Origin of the sequence: Pseudodesulfovibrio sp. 5S69 (assembly GCF_037094465.1) — a bacterium.
Taxonomy (GTDB): Bacteria; Desulfobacterota; Desulfovibrionia; order Desulfovibrionales; family Desulfovibrionaceae; genus Pseudodesulfovibrio; species Pseudodesulfovibrio methanolicus.
The window spans coordinates 1,279,836-1,294,261 of sequence record NZ_CP146609.1; the positions used below are offsets into that span (position 1 = coordinate 1,279,836).

General features: G+C 65.3%; 10 protein-coding genes and 1 pseudogene. All 11 read right to left on the minus strand.

The window, feature by feature from the left end:
- Nucleotides 1–6: 6 nt before the first annotated feature.
- A complete protein-coding gene (locus V8V93_RS05965) occupies nucleotides 7–771 on the minus strand; it encodes a cytochrome c3 family protein (RefSeq protein WP_338669445.1) in 765 nt (254 codons plus the stop codon).
- Nucleotides 772–873: 102 nt separating this feature from the next.
- Nucleotides 874–2,415, minus strand: coding sequence for an SLC13 family permease (locus V8V93_RS05970; RefSeq protein ID WP_338669446.1), 1,542 nt, complete (start codon nucleotides 2,413–2,415; stop codon nucleotides 874–876).
- Between the two features lie 107 nt (nucleotides 2,416–2,522).
- Nucleotides 2,523–3,847, minus strand: a pseudogene (locus V8V93_RS05975) (malic enzyme-like NAD(P)-binding protein).
- 25 nt (nucleotides 3,848–3,872) lie between these two features.
- Nucleotides 3,873–4,430, minus strand: coding sequence for a Fe-S-containing hydro-lyase (locus V8V93_RS05980; RefSeq protein ID WP_338669447.1), 558 nt, complete (start codon nucleotides 4,428–4,430; stop codon nucleotides 3,873–3,875).
- On the minus strand, nucleotides 4,430–5,269 hold the full coding sequence (locus tag V8V93_RS05985) for a fumarate hydratase (protein ID WP_338669448.1): 840 nt from the start codon (nucleotides 5,267–5,269) through the stop codon (nucleotides 4,430–4,432). Before V8V93_RS05985 ends, V8V93_RS05980 begins: the two co-directional genes overlap by 1 nt.
- Before the next feature lies 1 nt (nucleotide 5,270).
- On the minus strand, nucleotides 5,271–6,011 hold the full coding sequence (locus V8V93_RS05990; protein WP_338669449.1) for a fumarate reductase iron-sulfur subunit: 741 nt from the start codon (nucleotides 6,009–6,011) through the stop codon (nucleotides 5,271–5,273).
- 23 nt (nucleotides 6,012–6,034) lie between these two features.
- Nucleotides 6,035–7,915: a fumarate reductase flavoprotein subunit gene (locus tag V8V93_RS05995; protein WP_338669450.1), complete on the minus strand. Its 1,881-nt coding sequence runs from the start codon at nucleotides 7,913–7,915 to the stop codon at nucleotides 6,035–6,037.
- Nucleotides 7,916–7,928: 13 nt separating this feature from the next.
- Nucleotides 7,929–8,573, minus strand: coding sequence for a succinate dehydrogenase/fumarate reductase cytochrome b subunit (locus V8V93_RS06000; RefSeq protein WP_338670165.1), 645 nt, complete (start codon nucleotides 8,571–8,573; stop codon nucleotides 7,929–7,931).
- 324 nt (nucleotides 8,574–8,897) lie between these two features.
- Nucleotides 8,898–10,247, minus strand: coding sequence for a sigma-54-dependent transcriptional regulator (locus V8V93_RS06005; RefSeq protein ID WP_338669451.1), 1,350 nt, complete (start codon nucleotides 10,245–10,247; stop codon nucleotides 8,898–8,900).
- Nucleotides 10,244–12,028, minus strand: a complete 1,785-nt coding sequence (locus tag V8V93_RS06010; protein WP_338669452.1) for a sensor histidine kinase — start codon at nucleotides 12,026–12,028, stop codon at nucleotides 10,244–10,246. Before V8V93_RS06010 ends, V8V93_RS06005 begins: the two co-directional genes overlap by 4 nt.
- A gap of 231 nt (nucleotides 12,029–12,259) precedes the next feature.
- Nucleotides 12,260–14,422 carry an MFS transporter gene (locus V8V93_RS06015; RefSeq protein ID WP_338669453.1) on the minus strand — a complete coding sequence of 721 codons (2,163 nt, stop codon included), beginning with the start codon at nucleotides 14,420–14,422 and terminating at the stop codon, nucleotides 12,260–12,262.
- Nucleotides 14,423–14,426 lie beyond the last annotated feature (4 nt).

The window sequence follows — 14,426 nt, forward strand, 5'->3', positions numbered from 1 at the left end:
TTCCGTCTACCTGCTGATGTGGCATTGGTTGCAGTGGTCCGGGCCGTAGGGGCCCGCGCCCATTTCCTCGTGGCAGGACATGCACTGGTCGTGGAAGGCGTTCATGCGCGGCAGGACCAACTCCCTGGTCTCGGCGTCGTGGCACTGGTTGCAGGCCGAGAAGTCGCCGTCGTAGTCGGTCATGTCCTTCTGGATGTGGCAGGACTTGCAACTGGACAGCCCCTTGTCGAACATGTCCTCGTGGCATTGGCCGCAGCTCTGGTGCCCGGCCTCGCGCATGGACAGCAGCTTGTCCGTGCTCTTTTCCGCATGGCAGTTGGTGCATTTCTGCGGCTCGGGTTCGATCTCCTTGCCGTGGTGGCAGTCGGAGCAATCCGAGGCGTATTCGGTGTGGGCCTCGTGGTCGAAGTTGAGCTTGTCGTATTCCACATGGTGGCAGCGCACGCAGTAGGATTCGTTGGGGAAGGAATTCATGTGGTTGTCCACGAAATTTTCGTCGAACTTGTTCGGGTGGCAGGAGCCGCAGGCCAGGGCGCCGTCCTCGGGAGAGACGATGGGCTGGGCCTTGTCGTGGTGGCAGCGGGAGCATTCGATCCCGTAGTCCCGGTGATGGACCAGGTGGGAGAAGACGACCTTGCCCCCGTTGTTCTCAAACAGGATGCGCACGGGCATCGGCTGCGACTGGCCAGAGCGGACGTACCCGACGATGGCCACCGCCAGGAGTACGATGGTCGCCGCAATGACCGGAAATATCTTCGATTTTGAACGCATCTTTCCTCTCCGCCGTTGGTGGGACGGCAGCTCCGGGTGGATTACAGGTGGATGATGTACGGCAATCTGCGGGCGGCCGGAGCCGCCCGCAGGGTTGTGTCGTTACTTGGGAATGACCGCCCAGCTCGGCACGGAGGTGAGGTCCACGCCCCACAGCACCGGGAGGATGTAGACCACGAAGGCCGTGATCAGGATCGTTCCGAATATGTTCAGCCAGACGCCTGCCTTGGCCATCTGCTTGATGGTCACGCATCCGCTGCCGAAGATGACGGCGTTGGGCGGCGTGGCCACCGGGAGCATGAAGGCGTAGGAGGCCGCGACGCACGCACCCACGATGGTGGCGAACGGGTGCACGCCCATGGCGATGGCCGCCGAGCCCATGATGGGCACGAGCAGGGTGGCGGTGGCGGTGTTGGAGGTGATCTCCGTCAGGAAGATGGTGATCAGGACGACCGCGCCCACGAAGACCAACATGCTGGTGCCTTCGAGCATGCCCAGCTGGCTCGCGATGTAGGCGGCCAGGCCGGTCTTGGCGAAGCCGTTGGCGATGGCCAGGCCGCCGCCGAAGAGCAGGATCACGTCCCAGGGAATCTTCACCGCGGTCTTCCAGTCCAGGAGGAACTCGCCCTTCTTGAAGTTGACGGGGATGGCGAACAGAACCAGGGCACCGAAGATGGCGATGGTAGCGTCGCCGATGTACTTGAAGTGGGGCATGATGCTCAGGACGAAGGCGGATTTGGCCAGGAAGCCGCGCGCCAGCCAGAAGGCGGCCATGAAACAGCCCACGATGACGATCTTCTTTTCCGGGTTGGACATGGGGCCGAGCTTCTTCACCTCGTCGTCGATGATCTTGGCGCCGCCGGCCAGCTCCAGACCGCCGGTGGGGAACAGGATCTTGGTCAGCAGGACCCAGGCGAAGGCCATGGTGATGACGGCGAGCGGGACGCCGAAGAGCATCCACTGGCCGAAGCCGATCTGCACGCCGAACATCTTCTCGACCATGCCCGCCATGACGGTGTTGGGCGGGGTGCCGATGATGGTGGCCACGCCGCCGATGGACGCGGCGTAAGCGATGCCGAGCATCAGGCCGCGGCCGAAGTTGAACTCGGGGCCGACATGGACGCTGCACTCGCGCAGGTGGTCGGTGTCATAGCCCGTGGCCTGCTGGATGACGGCCAGGCCGATGGGCACCATCATCATGGCCGTGGCGGTGTTGGACACCCACATGGACAGGAAGCCGGTGGCGACCATGAAGCCCATGATCATGCGCGCCGGACTCGTGCCGATGGCCTTGATGGTGTACAGGGCCACGCGGCGGTGGAGGTTCCACCTCTCCATGGTCACGGCCAGAAAGAAACCGCCCATAAACAGGTATATCAGGTGGTTGGCGTACGGAGACGTGGACGCCGAGGATTTCATGACGCCCAACAGGGGGAACAGGGCGATGGGCAGGAGCGAGGTGGCCGGAATGGGGATCGCTTCAGTGATCCACCAGATGGCCATCAGTGCGGTGACCGCCGCCACGCGCCATGCTTCGAGCTTCATGCCTTCGGGAGCCGGAATGAGCAGCATGGCAATGAAGACGATGGGCCCCAGGAAGAACCCTACTCGTTTGCCCTTGTTGGAATCAGCCTGATCAGACATTGTACACTCCTCAATTAGTGCGTTTTCACCTCGGAAAGGACCGCAACCCCAGACGGCGCTGAGGAAAAATGCCGGGCGGAGCACCCCGCTCCGCCCGGTACTTATTTTTATATTCCAAGATGATAGGTTTCAACGAATGCGCCGACGCGCTTGCCGGACTCCTTGATGCGTTCACTCAGCGAGGCCTTGTAGGCATCGAGATCGAGCTGCCTGCGGGCCACGCCCTCCTCCATGGCGGCCTTGGCCACGGCCACGGAGACGTACTCGATGAGCCTGAGGTCCAGGGCCTTGGGGATGACGTAGTCGGTGCCGAATTCGAGCTTGTCCACGCCGAAGGCTTCGCAGACGTAGGCCGGGGCCTCGGTCTTGGCCAGGTCGGCCAGGGCCTGGGCGGCGGCCAGCTTCATGCCCTCGGTGATGGCCGTGGCGCCGCAGTCGAGCGCGCCGCGGAAGATGAACGGGAAGCCGAGCACGTTGTTGACCTGGTTCGGGAAGTCCGAGCGGCCGGTGCCCATGATGCAGTCCGGGCGGGCGGCCTTGGCGTCGTCTGGTAGGTGATCTCCGGGTCCGGGTTGGCGCAGGCGAAGATGATCGGGCAGTTGTCGGACATGGACTTGACCATCTCCTTGGAGACGATGCCGCCCTTGGACAGGCCCAGGAAGCAGTCCGCGCCGACCATGGCCTCGGCCAGGGAGCCGTAGGCCTTCTCGGTGGCGTACTGCTGCTTGAACTCGTTCAGGTCGCTGCGGGACTTGTTGATGTGGCCGCGCGAGTCGAACATGGCGATGTTCTCGAACTTGACGCCCATGTTCCGGTACAGGTTGGTGCAGGCGATGGCCGCCGCGCCCGCGCCGGAGATGACCACGCGCATCTGCGCCGGGTCCTTGCCCGAGATCTCCAGGGCGTTCATCATGCCGGCCGCGGTGACGATGGCCGTGCCGTGCTGGTCGTCATGGAAGACCGGGATGTTCATTTCCTTTTTCAGCTTCTCTTCGATGTAGAAGCATTCCGGGGCCTTGATGTCTTCGAGGTTGATGCCGCCGAAGGTCGGCTCCAGGGCCTTGACCACGTCGCAGAGGGCGTCGGGATCGGTCACGTCCAGGTCGATGTCGTAGACGTCCACGTCGCCGAAGACCTTGAACAGCACGCCCTTGCCCTCCATGACCGGCTTGCCGGCCAGGGGCCCGATGTTGCCCAGGCCGAGCACGGCGGTGCCGTTGGAGACCACGCCGACCAGGTTGCCCTTGCCGGTGTATTCGTAGACCAGTTCGGGGTCGGCGTGGATGGCCATGCACGCCTCGGCCACGCCGGGGCTGTACGCCATGGACAGATGCTTCTGGGTCTTGCACGGCTTGACCGGAACGACCTCGACCTTCCCCTTGCGGCCCTTGGAATGGTAGTCCAGGGCCTCCTGTTTGGTGAATAATGCCATTTCGTATCTCCTTGATGGTTGTGCGTTATTCGATGCCCGCGGCCTTGCGGTCGGGCACGGCGTACAGTTCGCCGCCGTGGGAATCGTTGATGACGAGCAAAGGGAAGTCCTCGACCTTCATCTCGCGGATGGCCTCGGGGCCGAGTTCGTCGAAGGCGATGACCGTGGACTCCACGATGGAGTTGGACAGCAGCGCGCCCGCGCCGCCGGTGGCGCCGAAGTAGACGGCGGTGTAGTCCTGCATGGCCTGGCGGGTGGCGGCGTCGCGCTTGCCCTTGCCGATGGTCGCCTTGAGCCCCAGGGAGTAGAGGCGCGGGGCATAGGAGTCCATGCGGTAGCTGGTGGTCGGTCCGGCCGCGCCGATGGGACGGCCCGGAGGCGCCGGGGAGGGGCCGACGTAGTAGATGGCCGCGCCCTTGAGGTCGAACGGCAGTTCCTTGCCCGCGTCGAGCAGGTCCACGAGTTTCTTGTGGGCCGCGTCACGCGCGGAGTAGATGGTCCCGGTCAGGAAGACCACGTCGCCCGCCTTGAGCTGGGCGATGTCCTCGTCGGTCAGCGGGGTGTTCAGTCTGTATTCAGCCATTAGAGTATGACCTCCTCGTGCCGCTGGGAGTGGCACTGCACGTTGACTGCCAGAGGCAGGCTCGCCAGGTGGCACGGTTCCATGGTGATCTTGACGCCGAGCACGGTGGTCTTGCCGCCCAGCCCCATGGGGCCGATGCCCAGCGCGTTGATGGCGTCCTCAAGCTCCTTTTCCTTGGCCGCGATGTCCGGATCGGGGTGGACGTCGTCGAGCTTGCGCAGCAGGCCGCGCTTGGCGATCTTGGCCGCGTGCTCGAAGGTCCCGCCGATGCCCACGCCGATGACCGTGGGCGGGCAGGGGTTCGGGCCCGCCTCGGCCACGCGGTTGATGACGAACTTCTTGATTCCCTCCCAGCCCTGGGCCGGGGCGAGCATGGTCACGCGGGACATGTTCTCGGCTCCGCCGCCCTTGGCCATGTAGGAGATCTTGAGCTTGTCGCCGGGCACGAAGTCGAAGTGGATCACGGCCGGGGTGCCGTCGCCGGTGTTGGCCCGGGAGAGCGGGTCGCAGGCGGATTTGCGCAGGTAACCGTCGGCATAGCCCTTGCGGGTGCCTTCGTTGATGGCGTCGCGCAGGTTGCCGCCCTCGATGCGGACCTCGTCCCCCACTTCCACGAAGTAGACGGCCAGTCCGCAGTCCTGGCAAAGGGGCAGTTTGGTGTCGAAGGCCAGGTCCGCGTTTTCCAGGAGCTGGCGGAGCACTTCCTTGGCGGAAGGGCTGGTTTCCTCTGCCATGGCCTTTTCGAGCTTGGCGCGCACGTCGGCGGGCAGCTCGGTGTTGGAGCTGACGCACATCTTGGCGACGGCGTCGATGATGTCGCTGGTCTGGATGGTACGCATGCTATTTCTTCCTGAAGATCTGCTTCATTGCGGTGATGCCCATCTTGCGGCGCAGGAAGCCGAGCTGGTTCTGCAGGGGCAGCCCCTTGGGACAGACGTCTTCGCAGGCCAACAGGCCCATGCAGCCGAAGATGCCGTTGTCGTTGCCAATGACCTCGAAGTACTCGCGGTCAGTACGTTCGTCGCGGGGGTCCACCACGAAGCGGGCGATGCGGTTCAGGGCCGCGGCCCCCATGAAGTCGTCGCGCAGGCGGGCGGTGCCGCACGCGGAGATGCAGCAGCCGCACTCGATGCAGCGTTCGAGTTCGTAGATCTGCTCGGCCACCGAGTTGTCCATGCGCTCCTCTTCCTTGACCGGGTCGAAGACCTTGTTGGTGTGCACCCAAGACTCGGTCTTGGCGTACATCTCGCGGAACCAGACGCCCGTATCCACGGACAGGTCGCCGACGAGCTTGAAGACCGGCAGGGGGTGCAGGATGATGTGTCCGGGCTGATCCTTGGTCTTGGTCTGGCAGGCCAGACCGGGGCGGCCGTTGATGACCATGGCGCATGCGCCGCAGATCCCCGCCCGGCAGCAGAAGTCGAAGACCAGGCTCGGGTCCTGCTCCTCGCGCAGCCGGTTCAGGGCGATGAACAGGGTCATGTTCGGCGTCTCGTCCAGGATGAACTCCTGCATGTGCGGGACGTCGCCCTTCCTCTCGGGATTATACCGGAATATCTCGAATTTCAGTTGTCTACCCATGATATGTTCCTTTCTTGACCGGGTTACTTCTTCTTCCCGATTTCGGTGACGGGGCTCTTTACGGTGCGCTCGGTCACGTACTTCTCGTCCGCCGGGATGATCTTGCCGCCGCCGTAGCCGCGGTCGCCCGGAGGCAGTTCGAACAGCGGGGTGGTGTCCTCGTACTGGAGATCAGGCATGTCCGCGCCCTCGGGCCAGTAGGCCAGGGTGCGGTTGAGCCACTCGGCGTCGTTGCGCTCGGGGAAGTCCTCGCGGTTGTGGGAGCCGCGCGATTCGGTGCGCATCAGCGCGGCCTGGGCGATGCACATGGCCAGCCTGACCTGGCCCTCCAGCTTCATGGCCGCGGCCAGCTCGTGGTTGGCGCCCACGCCGTCGGAGACCAGGCCGACCTTGCGGGCCTTTTCCATGGTCCCGTGCAGGGTCTCGACGCACTCTTCGAGGCCTTCCTTGTTGCGGAAGACGAAGCAGCCCTTCATGAGCGCTTCCTGCATCTCGTTGCGCACCTCGTAGACGTTCAGCTTGCCGTTGCGGCCGTGGGTGACGTCGTGGATGCGCTCTTCCTGGCGCTTGACCTCGGCGTTGATGGACTTGGTGTCGAAGGTCGTCTCGTAGCCCTTCAGGAACTCGACGATCTTGGCGCCGATGATGCCGCCCGCGACCACGGTCTCGGCCAGGGAGTTGCCGCCCAGGCGGTTGAAGCCGTGCATGTCCCAGCAGGCCGCCTCGCCGGCGGAGTACAGCCCCTTGAGGCCGTAGACCGCGCCGTCCTTGTTGGTCCGGATGCCGGCCATGGTGTAGTGCTGGGTGGGGCGGACCGGGATCAACTGGGTGCGCGGGTCGATGCCCAGGAAGTGGTGGCAGATCTCGTCCACTTCGCGCAGCTTGGTGGAGATGTGTTTGTCGCCGAGGTGGCGGATGTCCAGCCAGAGGTGTTCGCCGTAGGGGGACTTCACGCCCTTGCCCGCGCGCATGTGTTCGGTCATCCGGCGGGAGACCACGTCGCGGGAGGCCAGCTCGGCCTTTTCCGGCTCGTAGATGTGCATGAACCGTTCTTCGTTGACGTCGAGCAGCGTTCCGCCGTCGCCGCGGCAGCCCTCGGTGACCAGGATGTCGGTGGGCACGATGCCGGTGGGGTGGAACTGGATGGATTCGGGGTTGCCGATGGGCACCAGCCCGGTCTCGTGGGCCAGGATGTGTCCCGCGCCGTCGCAGATGACCGCGTTGGTGGTGGCCTTGTAGATGCGTCCGAAGCCGCCGGTGCAGATGGCGGTGGCCTTGGCCAGGTGGACTTCGAGCTGGCCGTTGCGCAGGTCGCGGACCACCGCGCCCATGCACTTGTCGCCGTCATGGATAAGGGAAATCGCTTCCTTCTTGTCGAACACGTCGATGCCGAGCTGGGCGCAGCGGTTGTCCATGGTGCACATGACCGCATGCCCGGTGCCGTCCGAGGTGTAGCAGGTCCGCCACTTGGCGGTGCCGCCGAAGGAACGGGCCGTGATCAGCCCCTCGTTCTCTTCCTTCTCGTATTTTTCGAATTTCTCGCCGCCCTTGAAGTAGAAGGACTGGCCGGGGACCACGCGGTTCCAGGGCACGCCCCAGGCCGCCAGGCGGCGCATCTCGATGGGCGCGGCGTCGGCGAAGAGGCGCGCGACCTCCTGGTCGCAGCCCCAGTCCGAGCCCTTGACGGTGTCGATGAAGTGGACGTCCGAGTTGTCGCCCTCGCCTTTGGCGCAGTTGCCGAGCGCGGCCTGCATGCCGCCCTGGGCGGCCGAGGAGTGGGAGCGCCGCGCGGGCACGATGGACAGGCAGGTGGCCTTGAAGCCGTTCTGGGCGGCCTCGCAGGCCACGCGTTCGCCGGACAGTCCGGCGCCGATGACGAGCAGGTCGGAATAGAATGTCTGCATGGAGTTCACCTCGTTAGCTCAGCGTTATGAAGCGGATCAGGGTGACGACGCCGATGACCATGAAGATCGAGAACAGGGTCGTTTCGAAGCGCTTGAAGCCCTTCCGCTGGTCGGATTTCACGAAACCCCATTTCACGGCGATGCGGTAGAAGCCGACGCTGACGTGAAGCTCCACGCTGGGAAGGAGGATCATGTAGAAGAGGAACCACCAGAAGTGCTGCATGCGCGCGGCGGACTTGGCGGCGGTGATGGGCAGGTCGTTGAGCACGACCCACATGTGGATGGCGCCGAGGATCAGGATGATCATGGCGGTCACGGCCTGGACGACCCACAGCCACGTGTCGCGGTGCTTCATCATCCTGGCGTGGGCCAGGATGGTGCCCTGCCCCTCGGCGCGGAAGGGGATCTTGCGCGCGGCCAGGGCGAAGTGGACCAGGAAGGTCAGGAAGATCAGCGGGCCGCCGACCTGGGCCATGTACGTGGCCTCGAAGAAGCCGGCGATGGCGTTCATGACGCCCGGGGAAATGACCACCGAAGACACGAGCAGCATGTGACACCACATGAAAAGGATCAGGCTGGCGCCCGTCAGCATCTGCAGCCAGTCGAGGGCGGCATCGGTGAGGGACACGCCTGGAACGGATGTCGTAAAGGTTTTCATCATTCTTCACCTGTTGTTCTTGATTGATACGAATTGAAAGAACCCTGCCTCTTCAGTCGCATCGCGACGCGCCCGGAACCCGCCTTCCGGACCGGGTCCGGCAAGCGCGTTCCTCCGCGGCTCGATGCGGTTGCCGAGATCCTCCAAAGAACCTCCTCAATACATCGGATATGGATCGCAACGGTTTCGAATGAGCAACAGGCATGCCAGAAGAGCGTGACGGAAAAGTCACACTATTCCAAAGTTATAATGAGTCGTTATAAGGAGGGTGAGCGGAATCTTGCCGATCGGGGCGTGCTCGATCGGCAAGAATCCGCCGATGAATTATTCAGACCGTTTCAGTCCGTATTTGGTCATCTTTTCGTTCAGGGTGCGGCGGGGGATGCCGAGGTCGTCGATGACGTCCTTGATGACGCCGCCGTTGCGGTTCAGGGACTCCTGGATGAGGTGGCGTTCGAACAGGGCGACCTGGTCCCTCAGGCCGACGGCCTGGGACGCGGTGTCCCCGGTCTTGGCGGACATGATCTTGGCGATGCGCTCCTTGGGCGGCAGGGGCGAGAGGATGTAACGCTCGGCCAGGCTCTTGAGCTCCCGGACGTTGCCGGGCCAGTCGTGGCTCATCATCAGGGGCAGCCCGTCGGGACCGAGCGGGGCGGCGACCACGCCGTAGGTGTCGGCGGTGCGCTCCAGGAAGAAGGAGAAGAGCAGGGGGATGTCGTCCAAGCGTTCGCGCAGGGGCGGGACGTTCAGTTCCACGGTGTTGATGCGGAAATAGAGGTCCTCGCGCAGCCGCCCCTCGTCGATGGCCGTGCGCGGGTTCTCGTTCATGGCGGAAATCAGCCGAAAGTTCACCGGCCGGGGCGAGTTGGCCCCCAGCGGGGTGATCTCGCGCATCTCCAGCGCCCGCAGCAGCTTGCCCTGGACGTCCAGGGGCATGGAGTTGAGCTCGTCCAGGAACAGGGTTCCGCCGTTGGCCGCCTCCAGCTTGCCGATGCGCTTGCCCGCCGCCCCGGTGAAGGCCCCGCTGACGTGGCCGAACAGCTCGCTCTCGGCCATGTCCACCGGGATGGTCGCGCAGTTCAGCGCCATATAGGGACCCTTGTTCAGCAGGGAGAGGTTGTGGATGGCCCGGGCGATGACCTCCTTGCCCGTGCCGGTCTCGCCGAAGATGAGCACGTTGGCCCTGGTGGGGGCGATGTGGGTGATCTCCTTCTTGAGATCGCGCATGGGCTGGCTGGTGCCGACCAGCCGGGAGTCGATGCCCTCGCACTCGGACAGAGCCATCTTGAGCTGGCGGTTTTCGACCACCAGGCGGCGTTTTTCCAGGGCGCGCTTGATGGTCTCCACGATCTGCTCGGGGTCGAAGGGCTTTTCCACGAAATCGTAGGCCCCGCCCCGGATGGCCTCCACGGCCATGGCGATGTCGCCGTGGCCGGTGAACAGGACCACCGGGATGTGCTCGTCGATGGCCATGATCTCCTTCTGGAAGGCCAGCCCGTCCAGGCCGGGCATCTTCACGTCGGTCAGCACGATGCCCGCGTATTCCGGGGTGATGTCGCGCAGCGCGACGCGCGCGTCCGCGTAGTCGGCGACCTCGAAGTCCGACAGTTCCAGCCACTGCCGGGCGGAGTCCCGGACCGACTGTTCGTCGTCTACCAATATGACTTTCTTCATGATTTATTCTTATCCTGTTTCTGCTTGGAAAGGGGAATGTGGACAAAGAACTCGGCTCCGCGCGGGTCGCGGTTGGCCACCCTGAAGTCGCCCTTCATGTCCTTGACGATCTTGTAGGAGATGGACAGGCCGAGCCCCACGCCGATGCCCTCCTTCTTGGTGGTCACGAAGGGCTCGAAAATCTTCTTGCCGACCTCTTCGGCGATGCCGGGCCCGTTGTCCCAGACGTGGATGGTGGCCTTGTCGCCCTCCACGGACAGGCGCACGCCGATGAGCGGGGACTCGACCTCCAGCAGGGCGTCCAGCGCGTTGCGGAAGAGGTTGATCAGGACCTGCTCCATACGCATGCGATCGCCCCGGATGAAGACCGGCTGGCCGGGCATGGACAGCTTGAGGTCGCAGTTCTCGACCAGGAACTGGTGTTTCATCAGGTTGACCGCCTCCTTGATGGCCAGGCGCAGGTCGAATTCGATGTCCTTGTCCGTGGTCCGCCGCGCGAACGACTTGAGCTGGCCCGTAACCTTGGCCATGCGGTCGCCCAGTTCCGAGACCTTGACCAGGGTCGGGTCCAGGTCGTCGAGCTTCAAGCGCTTGAGCATCAACCGGCAGGAGGCCACGTAGGTCTTGGTGGCCGCGATGGGCTGGTTGAGTTCGTGGGCGATGGCCGTGGCCATCTCGCCCAGGGCGGCCAGCTTGCCCGCCTGGACCAGCTCCTCCTGGGCCGAGCGCAGCTCGTGCTCGGTGCGCTTGCGCTCCTCGACCTCCTGGGCCAGTTGGCGGTTGATGTCCCGGATGCGGTTGGCCTCGGCCGCCTGCTGCCGGGAGAGCTGCCGCTGGCGGCGCTCGCGCAGGAACAGGCGGGTCAGCACGGCCAGGCCGAGGAGCACGAAGGTGGTCAGGGAGACGCCCAGCGTCCGCTCCCAGAGCGGACCCTGCGGCGTGAGATAGCTGATCTTCCAGTCCGTGCCGGGAATGCCGCGGGTATTCAGCAGGAACCGCTCGGTGCCGATGGTCGCCTCCCGGACGAAGCCGAAGCGGGTCCGGGTGTGCCAGGCCAGGTGCTTGAGCTGGTACTTGGGGTAGTGCTCGCGGTCGTGGATCTCCTGGAGCATGCCCGCGTCGAGGGGCGTCAGGGTCATGTACTTCCAGGACGGGCGGCTGGTCAGGACGATGACCCCGTTGGAGTCGGTCACCAGCAGGGTCTCGCCGCCCTCCTTCCAGAGGTGCTCCAGGGGGGAGAGGGCGATCTTGGCCACGGCCACGCCGATGACCTTGCCCTTGTCCTTGATGGGGTGCGAGATGTAGATGCCCGGCTCGCCCCGGGTGATGCCCACCCCGAAGAAGGTCCCCTGGCGGCCCGCCATGGCGTCCTTGAAATAGGGCCGGAAACCGAGGTCCAGGCCGATGAAGGCATTGGGGCGGTCCCAGTTGGAGGCCGCCTTGACGATGCCGTCCGTGCCGATGATGTAGACCACGGACGACTCGGCGATGGTGTTCACGCGTTTGAGGAAGCGGTTGATGGGTACGTCCTCGCCGCCCTTGGTCAGGAAGGCGGTGACCATGCCGTTCTCGGAGATGAGGTAGGGCAGGTACTCGTACTTGCGCAACTCGGAGTCCAGCGTCATCTCGTACAGGGTCAGCCGCTCGTCCGAGACCCGTTCCAGGTCCTGGAGGTAGTCGTACTGCACCAGCAAGCCGACGATGAACGGCAGGCCGATGAGCAGGAAGATGCCCAGCGTCACGGCCGGGGTGTTGAATCGGGTCTCGTTGAAGGCTTTCATGCTGCTTCTATCCGTATCCCCGCGTCCGCGGGGGGTGGGTCTGTTTCGGTCCGCTTTTCAGCAATAGGCGGAAATCCGCCGATCGGGCAAGGGCAAATGCGGCGGTCCGTTGCCCTGCATTTTGTCAACCATGCGGAATCATAACTATTGTTGAAAAAATGGAGCGGCGTCATGCCCCGATTCTAGCAAATAGGATACCGCCGGGCGGTCCGGGACCGATGTTTTCCGGGATCAGTGCGGGAAATTGTCGGTGTAGGCCACGGTCCGGTCGGGCAGGAACCAGATGCAGGCGCTGCCCGGCGAGTATGTCTTGAGGAAGGCGGCACCCTTGGCCGGGCCCATGATGAACAGGGTGGTGGCCAGGGCGTCGGCCTGCTCGGCGGTGTCGGCGATGACCGTCACGCCGATGGATTTGTGGGCCGAGTCCATGGTCGCGGGGTCGATGATGTGGTGGCGCTCGATGGGGCCGCCCTGCTTGTCCGGGGTGACGAACTGGCGGTAGTCGCCCGAGCCGCACACGCCCTTGTCGCGGATGGTGACGGTCTGGAACACGGCGTCGTTGCGCGGGTGGCGGACGCCCACGTGCCAGTCGCGGTCGCCGAAGCAGCGGAAGTCGCCGCCCGCCTCGACGATGCCGGACGGCACGCCGTGCTTTTGCAGCAGGGCCACGGCCTCGTCCACGATGGACCCCTTGGCGATGCCGCCGAGGTCCAGGGCCATGCCCTCCTTCTTGAGCCGCACCCGGTCCCCGGCCGGGTCCATGAGAACCATGCGGTAGTCCACCAGCCCGGACTTGGACCGGGCCACGGACTCGTCCATGGCGTAGTAGAAAGGCGAGGTGGTCAGGGCCCCCACGGTGGGATCGAAGACCCCGCCCGTGGCCGCGCTGAAGGCGAGCGTTCGGTCGAGCAGGGCGAAGGCGCGCGGCGTGGCCTTGATCCAGGCATGCCCGGCCGCGCGGTTGATCCGGCCGATGGAGCCGCGCGGGTTGCGGTGGTCGAAGTCCTGCTGCAGGGCGCGCATGGCGGTCATGGTCCGGCGGGCCGCCAACTCGGCGGACTTGCGGCTCGGGGCCTCGATGGTCAGCTTGACCACGGTGCCCATGGCCACGTCGGTGAAGCGGTAGAGCCCGTCCTGGTGGGCCTCCATGCGCAGGGTCGGCGACAGGCTGAAGACCAGCAGCAGGCCGAGGACCCCGGCGGCCAGCCCGGTGGCGGTCCAGACCATGCCGCGCCCCCAGTGGAGCTGGTCGCGGAAGACGAAGGCCAGCAGGGGCAGGCAGCAGAGCGCGCCGATCAGGGCCGCGACCTTCAGGCCCGGCACCGGGGAGTGCAGGGTGTGGACCACGGCCCCGCCCAGCAGCGGCCCCAGCAGGAAGCCGAGTCCGGAGGCGAGGTTGGCCGCGCCGAAGACCGCGCCCTGTTTGCGGCTCAGGGTGGAGGCGAAGAACATGGAGGCCGGGATGGACAGGGCCGCGCCCAGCCCGAGGAGCACGCCGAAGGCGGCGAACTCCCAGAGCAAGCGGCATTCGCCCAGGGCGTAGAGCGCCCCGGCGCTGACGAGCATGCCCAGTACCACGCGGTCCGTGTCCGGGCTCTTGTTGCCGAACCGTCCGGAGAGCAGCAACCCCAGGAAAGTGGCCAGGCCCGGCGCGGCGAAGGTGGCCGCGACGACCGGTCCGTGGCGGCCGAGCACGTCGGCCAGGACGATGGGATAGAAGGCGGTGGTCAACCCGATGCCCAGGCTGCGCCCGCCGATGGCCAGGAGCAGGGACGCGGCGCGGCCTTTGGACTGGGCGGGCCGGGCCTTGGGCGAGGGCGGACGGCTGGTGGTCGCCTCGCCCGGCAGGAGCAGGAACGTGGCGGCCAGGGCCAGCCCCAGGCAGACGGACAGGCCGATCAGGACCGGCCCCATGGCCCCGGTGGTGTAGAGCAGGCTGCCGAGGATGGGCCCGACAAAGGCGGCCGCGTTGAACAGGGCCGCGTTGACCGCAAACCGGCGGGACAGGGCCGGACCGTCGGCCGATCCTCCCAGGGCGGCCAGGCCCACGGGCCGGACCAGGCCGGTGACGATCCCCATGGCCACCTGGATCGCGTACAGGGCGGTCAGGCCGGGGGACAGGAAATAAGCCAGGGGGATGACGCAGCCCGCGGCTGAGGCCAGGACCAGGACCGGCTTGGGGCCGAAGCGGTCGGCGGCCATGCCGGACAGGGGCGAGACCAGGAGCTTGGCCAGGTAGTACCCGGCGAAGGCGGTGCCGAGCCACGCGCCGCTGACCCGTTCGTCCAGGCTGAGCAGCGGGATGGTGAAGGCGAACAGGCCCATCCCCAGGGAGGTGAAGAGTCCGCCGGTCAGGACGGCGGCGAGGGTGCGGTTGCTTCCGGTGGCGGCCATGGCG